Source organism: Pseudactinotalea sp., assembly GCF_048594945.1.
Classification (GTDB): domain Bacteria; phylum Actinomycetota; class Actinomycetes; order Actinomycetales; family Beutenbergiaceae; genus Pseudactinotalea.
On the sequence record NZ_JBMDXJ010000401.1, the window covers coordinates 17,525 to 28,329 of the forward strand.

At 69.0% G+C, this 10,805-nt stretch carries 11 protein-coding genes and 1 pseudogene; 8 read left to right on the plus strand and 4 right to left on the minus strand.

All coding sequences use genetic code 11. From position 1 onward, the window contains the following. Positions 1 to 6 precede the first annotated feature (6 nt). Positions 7 to 1,824: a DEDD exonuclease domain-containing protein gene (locus ACOJSN_RS18265; protein ID WP_420113919.1), complete on the plus strand. Its 1,818-nt coding sequence runs from the start codon at positions 7 to 9 to the stop codon at positions 1,822 to 1,824. Here ACOJSN_RS18265 and ACOJSN_RS18270 read toward each other — a convergent pair. Beyond that, complete coding sequence (locus tag ACOJSN_RS18270; RefSeq protein ID WP_420113920.1) at positions 1,800 to 2,636, minus strand: immunity protein Imm33 domain-containing protein; 837 nt, start codon at positions 2,634 to 2,636, stop codon at positions 1,800 to 1,802. The two genes, ACOJSN_RS18265 and ACOJSN_RS18270, sit on opposite strands and share 25 nt — an antisense overlap. A gap of 107 nt (positions 2,637 to 2,743) precedes the next feature. Between ACOJSN_RS18270 and ACOJSN_RS18275 the strand changes: the two genes are divergently transcribed. After that, entirely contained in the window at positions 2,744 to 3,025 is a 282-nt protein-coding gene (locus ACOJSN_RS18275) for an Lrp/AsnC family transcriptional regulator (protein WP_420113921.1), read from the plus strand. 4 nt (positions 3,026 to 3,029) lie between these two features. After that, entirely contained in the window at positions 3,030 to 3,887 is an 858-nt protein-coding gene (locus tag ACOJSN_RS18280) for a tyrosine-protein phosphatase (RefSeq protein ID WP_420113922.1), read from the plus strand. Positions 3,888 to 3,899: 12 nt separating this feature from the next. Here ACOJSN_RS18280 and trpD read toward each other — a convergent pair whose 3' ends face one another. Then, complete coding sequence (trpD, locus tag ACOJSN_RS18285; protein WP_420113928.1) at positions 3,900 to 4,973, minus strand: anthranilate phosphoribosyltransferase; 1,074 nt, start codon at positions 4,971 to 4,973, stop codon at positions 3,900 to 3,902. After that, positions 4,970 to 5,404, minus strand: coding sequence for a hypothetical protein (locus ACOJSN_RS18290; protein WP_420113923.1), 435 nt, complete (start codon positions 5,402 to 5,404; stop codon positions 4,970 to 4,972). Before ACOJSN_RS18290 ends, trpD begins: the two co-directional genes overlap by 4 nt. A 240-nt stretch (positions 5,405 to 5,644) precedes the next feature. Here ACOJSN_RS18290 and ACOJSN_RS18295 point away from each other — a divergent pair, with 240 nt between their 5' ends. The 5 genes from ACOJSN_RS18295 to ACOJSN_RS18315 all read left to right on the plus strand — a co-directional run bounded on the left by ACOJSN_RS18295 (position 5,645) and on the right by ACOJSN_RS18315 (position 10,623). Then, complete coding sequence (locus ACOJSN_RS18295) at positions 5,645 to 6,280, plus strand: cytochrome c oxidase subunit 3 (protein ID WP_420113924.1); 636 nt, start codon at positions 5,645 to 5,647, stop codon at positions 6,278 to 6,280. A gap of 115 nt (positions 6,281 to 6,395) precedes the next feature. Beyond that, complete coding sequence (locus ACOJSN_RS18300) at positions 6,396 to 7,133, plus strand: c-type cytochrome (protein ID WP_420113929.1); 738 nt, start codon at positions 6,396 to 6,398, stop codon at positions 7,131 to 7,133. Further along, positions 7,130 to 8,212 (plus strand): Rieske 2Fe-2S domain-containing protein, encoded by a 1,083-nt coding sequence (locus ACOJSN_RS18305; protein ID WP_420113925.1) that lies wholly within the window; start codon positions 7,130 to 7,132, stop codon positions 8,210 to 8,212. The genes ACOJSN_RS18300 and ACOJSN_RS18305 overlap by 4 nt, the downstream gene beginning before the upstream one ends. After that, the gene (locus ACOJSN_RS18310) at positions 8,209 to 9,927 is read left to right on the plus strand and encodes a cytochrome b (RefSeq protein ID WP_420113926.1); all 1,719 of its coding nucleotides are present in this window, start codon (positions 8,209 to 8,211) and stop codon (positions 9,925 to 9,927) included. Before ACOJSN_RS18305 ends, ACOJSN_RS18310 begins: the two co-directional genes overlap by 4 nt. Before the next feature lie 78 nt (positions 9,928 to 10,005). After that, complete coding sequence (locus ACOJSN_RS18315; protein ID WP_420113927.1) at positions 10,006 to 10,623, plus strand: superoxide dismutase; 618 nt, start codon at positions 10,006 to 10,008, stop codon at positions 10,621 to 10,623. Between the two features lie 82 nt (positions 10,624 to 10,705). Here the strand turns inward: ACOJSN_RS18315 and ACOJSN_RS18320 are convergent. After that, positions 10,706 to 10,805 (minus strand): annotated as a pseudogene (locus ACOJSN_RS18320) (superoxide dismutase); the annotation flags it as partial.

Here is a 10,805-nt window from a genome sequence, read left to right on the forward strand (position 1 = left end):
GAGGTGATGCGACAGCACCTGAACCCACGCCCGGTGCAGCTCGCCCTCGACGAGATCGGGGTGCCGCTGCACGAGGTGACCTTCGTGGTCGTCGACCTCGAGACCACCGGGGGTTCACCGACGAAGAGCGAGATCACCGAGATCGGTGCCGTCAAGGTGCGCGGCGGCGAGGTGCTCGGGGAGTTCGGAACGCTGGTCAACCCGGGTGTGCCGATCCCGCCGACGATCACGGTGCTGACCGGCATCACGACCGCGATGGTCCTTGAGGCGCCGCCGATCGAGCAGGTGCTGCCGGCGTTCCTGGAGTTCGCGCAGGGTGCTGTGCTGGTGGCGCACAACGCCGGGTTCGACGTCGGGTTCCTCAAGGCCAACACCGCACGGATGGACCTCACCTGGCCGAGCCCGGCCGTGGTGGACACGGTGCGGCTGGCACGCCGCGTCGTGACACGTGACGAGGCACCGAACCACAAGCTCGCGAGCTTGGCACGCGTGTTCGGCGCGGCGACCACCCCCAACCACCGGGCGCTGCAGGATGCGCGAGCCACGGTCGATGTCATGCACGGACTGCTGAGCCGGATGGCGTCGCTCGGCGTGACCCACCTGGAGGATCTCGCCACAGCCTCCGATCCGGTCCCGCCTGCGCGGCGGCGCCGTTCCAGCCTCGCGGACCACCTTCCCCGCTCCCCCGGCGTGTACCAGTTCATCGGGCCGGCGAACGAGATCCTCTACGTCGGCACCGCCTCCGACCTGCGCCGCCGGGTGCGGCAGTACTTCACGGCGTCCGAGAAGCGCCGCCGGATCGGCGAGATGGTCGACCTCGCCACCTCGGTGCGCGGGGTGGCGTGCGCGACCCGGCTCGAGGCACAGGTGCGCGAGCTGCGGCTGATCGCCGAGCACGACCCGCCGTACAACCGGCGTTCGCGCCGGCCCGACCGGCTGCCGTGGGTGCGGCTGACCGACGAACCTCACCCGCGGCTGTCGATCGTGCGCGAGGTCCCACCCGACGCCGTCGCGGTCGGACCGTTCGCGAGCCACGCAGCGGCACAGCTCGCCGTCGAGGCGGTGCAGCAGGCCATCCCCGTGCGGCAGTGCACGCGCCGGTTGCCGATCCGGCCGCGCGCCGACGCAGCGAGCTGCATGCTCGCGGAGATCGGCCGCTGCAGCGCCCCGTGCGTCGATGAACGTGCCGCCGCCGAGTACGGCGACATCGCTGCCACCGCGGCCGAGGCACTGACCGGGCGCAACCGAGACGTGATGGCCGCGGCGGCCGAGGAGATCGGGCGGCTCGCGTCCCTCGAGCGATTCGAGGAGGCAGCCGGGCGGCGTGACCGTGCCGAATCCTTCGGCCGTGTGCTCTCCCGGGGACTCCGGCTGCAGAGCCTGCAGCACGCTCGCGAGGTGGTCGCAGCGCGCCCGCTGGCGGGCGGTTGGGAGCTTGTGCTGATACGTCACGGCCGGTTCGCCGGAACGGCAGTCAGCCCGCGTGGCACCGACCCGATGCCACTGGTGACCTCGCTCGCGCACACCGGCGAGGCGGTCCCGGTGCCCGCGCGGTGCGGCGGCGCGGCAAGCACAGAGGAGACCGAGCTACTGGCTGCCTGGTTGGGCGCGGCCGGAACCAGGCTGATCGCGTTCGAGCATCCCGAGGCGCCGGGGTGGTCCGTGCCGATCACGGCGGCGCCGCCGGACCTGCACACGTCGGTGACACTCCGCCGGCAAGAGCGGGAGGCGCTCGGACCACGCCCGCGGGGTGTGTCGGACGACGCGGCTGCAGCCGGCACGTACGCCGTGCGGGCGAGTCAGGTACTGGGTCCGACCGGGTAGAGATCGTCGGCATCGTTGAAGAGCGTGAACCCCCACCCGGGCGCGAGGGCCAGGTAGGGCTGGATCTGCGGGTGGCGCCCGAGCGCCTCCTGCACCGTCACCACGGAGAACCCCACCGTGCGGGAGACCTCGTCGAGATCCGGTGGTCCGGTGAAGAACACCCAGCCGCAGTCGCCCCGCTCGGGTTTCGGCTCGAACCTCGCGCCGTACAACGGGACCGAGTCGGGCGTGACGTTCTTCGACAACAGCACGCGGGCGAACGGGATCGAGGGATGTGCAGGCGCCCCGCTCCGATCGACCACGGCCTGCTGATCGCGCCGCAACCGCGGCGGGGCGAGCGGGTCCATCGGCGTGGTCGGGTCGGTCATCGGGTTCTCGGGATCGCTCTCCCACCGGGCGAGGAACGCCAGGAACTCATCGAAGTCCGGGAGCGGTGCCGCCGTGGCGATCACGTGGCTCACCGGGATCCGCACCCGGTCGTTGGGAAGCAACCTGGTGTGCGTGCCGAACGGGTGATTGTCCATCGCGCACTCGAGCACGTCGCCCTCACGCCCGATCACGATCGCCCACATCCGTTCGCCGAACGGCACGAGCACGGGTCGGCCATGGTCGTCGTAGGGCGCGGCACCGTCGCGTACCGGGTCGGCGATCGTCACGATGCGGAAGATCGCACGGACCACGCTCCCGGGACCGAGGGCCGCGAGCTCGCCAGCCGTCGGCAGCTCGAACGTGTCCGGATGTGCAGCGGCGGTGGGCCGCGGATCCTCGAGCGCCCAACCACCCCGCGCCAGCAACGCCTCGACCTCGTTCATCGGTCAACCCCCTTCTCGCACGTGTTCATCCTGCCGTCGGTCGGTGCCGCTCGTCCAATGGCGACGCGCTCGTGCATGATGAGTGGACGACAACGAGGAGGACACCGATGATCACCGCGATCGTGCTGATCGACGTCGAGGCGTCGCGCATCCCAGAGGTGGCTCAGGAGGCCGCCGAGATCGACGGCGTGAGCGAGGTGTACTCGGTCACGGGCGACATCGACCTGATCGCCATGGTGCGTGTCCCCGAGCACCAGCAGCTCGCGGGCGTCATCTCCGACAGGCTGAGCAAGGTCGAGGGAGTCGTCCGCACGCAGACCTACCTGGCGTTCCAGTCGTACTCTCAGCACGACCTGGAAGCAGCATTCGCCCTTGGCCTGGGGGACTGAGCACGTGAGCACCGCACATTCCGCCATCGGATGGATCGACCTCGACGGCGTCGTCAACCTTCGCGACGTCGGCGGCATCCCCACGACCGACGGCGGGGCGATCCGGCCCGGCCGGCTGCTGCGGTCGGACAATCTCCAGGACCTGACGGACCAGGACATCGCCGAGCTCCGCCGTCGGGGCCTGACGGACGTGGTCGACTTGCGCAGCGACACCGAGGTGACCTCCACGGGCCCGGGCCCCCTGAGCAGTGAGCCCTGGGTGCAGATCCACCACCACTCGTTCTTCGACGAGCGTGACCTCGACGGCGACGGCATCCCGGAGACGTCGGCTCCCGGACCCGGGCCCGAACCGGTGGAGACCGAGGAGTCCCCCGACGCCGTCGAGAAGGCCCTGCCCTGGGTGGGTCTGGAGCCCTCGGCCGAGCACGACAACCCGGCCACCGCGCACTATCTCTCCTATCTGAGCGACCGGCCGGACTCGATCGTCGCCGGGTTGCGCGTCATCGCTGGCGCCGAGGGCGCCGCCCTGGTGCACTGTGCGGCGGGCAAGGACCGCACCGGAACGCTGGTGGCACTCGCGCTGCTGCTGGCGGGGGCGGAGCCCCGGGCGATCATCGCGGACTACGCGGCGAGCAGCGAACGCGTCGAGGAGATCCTCGCTCGCCTGGTGGCGACGCCGACGTACGGACCTGTCCTCGGCGGCCAGCCGGCCGCGTGGCACATGACCTACCCGGAGACGATGGCCGAGCTGATCGAGCACGTGCAACCGGGCGGGGACCCCGCGCCGCTGCGGCGGATGCTCGCGGAGTACGGCTGGACCGACGCCGACACCGCGCAGCTGCGCGAGCGCCTGCGCGACTAGAGCGCGTCTGCTTCAGGCGCTCGAGGCGCTGGCCCACCGGTCCAGGATCTGCGCCGCCGCGCCGGAGTCGACCGCCCTCGCCGCGATGTCCATACCCTCGCGCAGCCGCTCGGTCAGCGAACCGGACCCCACAAGCGTGGCGTCCGCGACGATCGCGGCCGCGGCATTCAGCAGCACGGTCTCACGGACCGGCCCCGTGGTGCCCGCGAGCACGTCGCGCAGTGCCTGTGCGTTGACGGCGGCATCACCGCCACGGAGATCGTCGAGCGTGGCGGGCGCAAGGCCGAGCTCGGCGACGGTGTCGAGGTGATGCTCGACCACCGCACCGCCGCTCGTCTCCGACACCTCCCAGATCCTGCTCGATGCCGTGGGGGCGAGTTCGTCGAGGCCGTCGTCGTTGCGGAACACCAAGGCGTTGCGCCCGCGCTCAGCCAGAACACCGGCGACCAGCGGGGCCATGCGCGGGTTCCCGACCCCGATCGCGCCCGCCCGCGGTTGTGCCGGGTTGGTCAGCGGACCGAGCACGTTGAACGCCGTCGGAACCTTGAGCTCGCCGCGGACAGGACCGGCGTGACGCATGGCCGGGTGGTAGCTCGCCGCGAACAGGAACGTGATCCCCACCTCAGCGACCAGTTCAGCCGACCGCTCCGGAGGCAGATCCAGGCGCACCCCGAGCGCTTCGAGGACGTCAGCGGCCCCGCTGGCCGACGACGCGGCGCGGTTGCCGTGCTTGACCACCCGGAGTCCGGCTCCGGCGACGACGATCGCGGCAGTCGTAGAGATGTTGACGGACCTGTGCCGGTCACCCCCGGTGCCGACCACGTCCACGGCATCGCCGGCCACCTCGATCGGGACCGCATGCTCGAGCATCGAGTCCGCGAGGCCGCGCAACTCGGCAACGGTCTCCCCCTTGGTGCCCAGCGCCATCAAGAATCCCGCGAGGATGGTCGGGCTGGTGGCGCCGGACATCACCTGGTCCATCGCCCAGGCGGTCTCCTCGTGGCTGAGGTCCTCGCGCGCCAGCAGGCGCGCCAACAGGTCGGGCCAGGTGCGGTCGAGTCGGCTCGCGATGGCGGCCACTCTCAGACCTCGCTACGCAGCTGCGCAGCCACCGTCTCCTGGAGCTCGACCGGGTCGAACGGCGCGGCCACCACAGCATCGGCCTCCGACCAGGACGCCAGCCATGCGTCCTGCTGCCGTGCGATCAGCAGCATCACCGGCGGGCACTCGTAGATCGACGTCTTGAGCGTGCGGCACATCCCGATGCCGCCGATCTTCGGCGTCTCGCCATCCAGCACGAGCAGGTCGAAACCACCGCGCTTGACGGTGTCGATGACCGCTTGTGGCGACGCGACCTCGACCCAGTCGATCAGCGGCGTGTCGATCGATGCCCGCCTGCCCACCAGCGTGCGGATCTCGGCGCGGGTCGCACGGTCATCGCTGTAGAGCAGCACACTGGCGCGCCGTTCGGGCGCCTTCGCCGTGCTCGCCTCGACCACGTCCACTCCTGCAGCCATTCTCGGTCCCTCATCACATGCTGGGTTGTCCATCGGTACGCGGTCCGCTCGACACGCGTGTCTCACCTCATGCTACTGGCCACCGGACACCCCGCTCGGACGCATCCGCAGCCCCCGGAACGCCGATCGACGTGACGTCTCATCGCTTCGCGTCACCTCGTCAGCATGAATCTCCGACGCGCCCTCCCCGAGTGGCCCCAGGTGTCCCCAGACGCCTCCGAACCTGGCCATAATGGACGCGTGTCGTCGACCTCTACCGCGCTGCGTCCGCATGTGACGGTGCACCGCCCTGACCTGACCAAGGTGGGCGTCATCGTCTGGTTGTCGAGCGAGCTGATGTTCTTCGCCGGCCTCTTCGCCATCTACTTCACCCACCGGTCCGTGGCCGGACCCGAGGTGTGGGCAGAGAGCTCCGGCATGCTCAACATCCCGTTCTCGCTCGGCAACACCATCATCCTGGTGTCCTCATCGGTCACCTGCCAGCTGGGAGTCTGGGCGGCGGAACGCTTCCAGCCGACCCGCACGGGTTCGTTGCTGAACCTGCGCGGCTGGGGTATGACGGAGTGGTTCGCCCTCACCTACGTGCTGGGCGCCACCTTCATCGCCGGGCAGGTGTTCGAGTACGCCGAGCTCGCGCACGAAGGGCTGACCTTCACCAACTCGACCTACGGGTCGGTCTTCTACCTGGCGACCGGGTTCCACGGCCTCCACGTGGTTGGCGGCCTGATCGCGTTCTTGTTCGTGCTTGCGCGCTCGTTCTCCGCGCACAAGTTCGGGCACCGAGAGGCGACCCACGCGGTCGTCGTCTCCTACTACTGGCACTTCGTCGACGCCGTGTGGCTGCTGCTGTTCGGTGTCATCTACTTCCTGAGGTGATGGCGTGAGCAGCGCGCAGCACAGCGAACGCCGGAACAGCTCCGGGCGCACAACGAGAGGACGCAGCAGCGTGAAGGCGCGAACACGTGGCGGTCGGCGGGGTCGGTTCGCTCCGATGATGCTGCTGGCGCTGGCGCTCGTCCTGGTGGGTGGCGCTTACGCCGCCCTCGCGCCCACCTCGGCCCAGGCCGACGAGCTCGCCAACGCCGACCCCAGCAAGGGTGAGCAGCTCTTCCTCACCAACTGCGCTACCTGCCACGGTCCCGGGGCCGTGGGAGGTGACCTGGCGCCATCGTTGATCGGCGTGGGTGCGGCCTCGGTTCACTTCCAGGTGGTCACCGGCCGGATGCCCATGCAGGCCAACGCCCCGCAGGCCGAGGCCAAGCCTCCGCAGTTCACCGAGGAGCAGGCCCTCGACCTGGCTGCCTACATCGCCACTCTCGGCCCCGGTCCGTCGATTCCCAGCAGCGAGCAGGTCGACCCCACGCTCGGGAGCCCCTCGAACGGGATGCTCCTGTTCCGCACCAACTGCGCCATGTGCCACAACGCGGTCGGAGCCGGTGGCGCGCTGACCGAGGGCAAGTACGCGCCCTCGTTGATGGAGTCCACGCCCACCGTGATCTACGAGGCGATGCTCACCGGACCGCAGTCGATGCCCGGCTTCAACGACGCCACCCTCTCGCCCGAGGAGAAGCGCGACATCATCGCCTTCCTCGTCGAGCAGCGTGGTACCCAGCCCGGCGGCCTGTCGCTCGGGTCGCTCGGCCCGGTGTCAGAGGGTCTGTGGGTGTTCGTCGTCGGCCTCGGCGTGCTGATCGGCACCGCCGTCTGGATCGGATCGAGGTCCTCGTGAGCAGCAGCACCGACCAGCACGAGAAGTCGACAGAGGTCGGGGCGGTCGCCCCTGACGGGCAGCTGCCCGCCGCCTTCGAGAACCCCGGTCTCGCACCGCACCGGCACCGTCTCGGGGATTCCGACCCCAAGGCCGCCAAGCGCTCCGAGCGCCAGATCGTGGTCGTCTTCGTGATCTCGATCCTCGCCAGCATCGGCGGGGTCGTGGGCTACTTCGCGTTCCCGGTGGACGGGACCGACGTCCTCAACGTCCGACTCTCGACGCTCGTGATCGGCCTGGGTCTCGGCCTCGGGATGCTGGGAATCGGCCTCGCCGCCGTGCAGTGGGCGCGTGCCCTGATGAACGATGCGGAGAAGGTCGAGGACCGGCACCCGATGTCAGCCGGGCCCACGGTCCAGCAGCAGGCGTTCGAGATCCTGCGCGATGGTGGCCAGGACGCCAACATCGCACGACGGCCGGTGCTCAAGGGCGCGATCGGCGGCGCGCTCGCGCTCGCCCCGCTCACGTTCCTCGTGCCGCTGATCGGCAATCTCGGCGCGGACTGGGACATCGGCAAGTTCGCGCGCACCGCCTGGCGGCCCGTGCGTGGTGGCGACCCCGAACGCTTCTACCAGGGCCAGTACCGGTACCTCGCCCGCGACCCTCAGGACACGCGGATCCGCGCCGCCGACGTCACGAACAACAACCTCGTGCACGTCATCCCCCACGGCCTGCCCGAGGAGGAGCACTACCTCGAGGAGAAGGCCAAGGCGGTCGTGCTGCTCGTCCGTGTCGACCCAGCGTTGCTCAAGGAGTCGCCGGAGCGCGAGAGCTGGTCCTACGACGGCATCGTCGCCTACTCCAAGATCTGCACCCACGTGGGGTGCCCGGTGGCGCTGTACGAGCAGCAGACGCATCACCTGCTCTGCCCGTGCCACCAGTCCACCTTCGACATCACCGACGCCGCCAAGGTGGTGTTCGGTCCGGCGAAGCGGGCACTCCCCCAGCTCCCGATCGCCGTCGACGAGGAGGGCTACCTGTACGCCACCGCCGACTTCGACGAACCGGTCGGCCCGAGCTACTGGCAGCGTGAACGATGACCGATACCAGCACCTCCACCGCGTCCGCAGCGACCGCTGACCCGGTCGTCCCCAAGGCGGTCTCCGGCACGGTCGACTACCTCGACCAGCGCGTCGGCGCCGCCTCGATGATCAAGGGCCTCGCACGCAAGCTCTTCCCCGACCACTGGTCGTTCTTGCTCGGCGAGATCGCGCTGTACAGCTTCATCGTGCTGCTGCTGTCCGGCACGTTCCTCACGATGTTCTTCGTGCCGTCGATGGCCGAGGTGCACTACCCCGAGGACGCGCTGCCCGTCACGATGCAGGGCATCGAGATGTCCGAGGCGTTCGCCTCCACGTTGCACACCTCGTTCCACGTGCGCGGCGGTCTGCTGATGCGCCAGATCCACCACTGGGCCGCGCTCATGTTCGTGGGCTCGATGGTGGTCCACATGCTGCGGATCTTCTTCACCGGGGCGTTCCGCAAGCCGCGTGAGCTCAACTGGCTGGTCGGCTTCTCGATGCTGATCCTGAGCCTGGTGGCCGGCCTGACCGGATACTCGCTGCCCGACGATGTCCTCTCCGGCAACGGTCTGCGCATCACCGATGGCGTGGTCAAGTCGATCCCGATCATCGGCGCCTACCTCTCGTACATGATCTTCGGCGGCGAGTTCCCCGGTACCGATGTCATCCCGCGGATGTTCACGCTGCACATCCTGCTGATCCCTGCGCTGATCCTCGCGCTGGTGGCACTGCACCTGTTCCTGGTGTTCTGGCAGAAGCACACCCAGTACCCGGGTCCGGGCCGCACCGACAAGAACGTGGTCGGCTACCCGCTGATGCCGGTCTACATGGCCAAGGCCGGCGGCTTCTTCTTCATCGTGTTCGGCGTCCTCGCGCTCATGGGTGCGTTGCTGACGATCAACGCGGTGTGGAACTACGGTCCGTACGACCCGTCACTGGTGGCCGCAGGGGCACAGCCCGACTGGTACATGCTCTTCCTCGAGGGCTCGCTACGGCTGATGCCGGGGCAGACGGAGTACGTGATCCTGGGCTGGACGTTGTCGCTGAACGTCCTGATCCCGGCTGCGGTGCTGCCCGGCCTCCTGTTCACCTTCTTGGGCGCGTACCCGTTCATCGAGCGTGCTGTGACCAAGGACGTCGGCGAGCACCACGTGCTCGACAGGCCACGCAACGCGGCGACGCGGACCTCGCTGGGAGCCGCGTTCCTCAGTGTGTTCATCGTGCTCCTGATCGCCGGCGCCAACGACCTGGTCGCCACGCACTTCGGGCTCTCGCTCAACGCGATCACCTGGGTGCTCCGGGTCATGATCTTCGTGCTTCCGGTGGTCGTCTTCATCGTCACGAAGCGCATCTGCTTGGCACTGCAGCGCAAGGACCGCGAGGTGGTCCTGCACGGACACGAGACCGGGAATGTGCGCCGCACCGCCGACGGTCGCTTCTACGAGGTCCACAAGCCGCTCGACGAGTTCGAGCGCTGGACCAAGGTGGGGCACCATGTCTACCGCCCGCTGGAACTCGCTCCCCCCGAGGATGCCAACGGTGTGCGACGCCCTGGCGGCCACCTCGACGGGGTCCGCACGCGGCTGTCGCGGTTCTTCTACGAGGACCGTGTGGAGCCGGTGACCCCGGCCGAGCTCGCTGCGGCGCACAGCCACGGCGAGCACGACCAGTTGCCGCCGTCCGACCCGTCTCACGCCGGCGAGTTGACCAGCACCGGCGGAACATCTCACTGACCCACCTGGTTAGGGTGGATGAGGGGCGGTTCGGACTCCGGGCCGCCACCGCAACCGACCGTTGACGTGGAGGAACGTATGCCGCAGTACACCCTGCCCGACCTGCCGTATGACTACGCAGCCCTGGAGCCGCACATCAGCGGCAAGATCATGGAGCTGCACCACGACAAGCATCACCAGGCCTACGTGGACGGCGCCAACGCCGCTCTCGAGAAGCTCGAGGGTGCACGTGAGTCCGGTGACTTCGCCGCGATCAACCTGTTCGAGAAGAACCTCGCATTCCACCTCGGTGGTCACATCAACCACACCGTGTTCTGGAACAACCTCTCCCCCGAGGGTGGTGGCGAGCCGGAGGGCGAGCTGGGCGCCGCGATCACCGAGTTCTTCGGCGACTTCGGCAAGTTCCAGGCACAGTTCGCCGCGAACGCCAACGCCATCCAGGGCTCCGGCTGGTCGGTGCTCGGGTGGGACAGCGTGGGCCAGCGGCTCTCGATCTTCCAGTTGTTCGACCAGCAGGCGAACGTGCCCGTGAGTATCACGCCGGTGCTCATGCTCGACATGTGGGAGCACGCGTTCTACCTTGACTATCTCAACGTCAAGGCCGAGTACGTCAAGGCGTTCTGGAACATCGCCAACTGGCAGGACGTCGCCGCTCGTTTCGAGCGGGCGCGCAGCCAGACTCAGGGTCTGGTCTGATCCCGATCTGAACCGTACGACGGCGGGGCCCCCCCCCCCGCCCGGGGGGGGGGGGCCCGCCGTCGTACGGTTCAGCTCGGGATCAGACCAGACCCTGAGTCTGGCTGCGCGCCCGCTCGAATCGAGCGGCGACGTCCTGCCAGTTGGCGATGTTCCAGAACGCCTTGACGTACTCGGCCTTG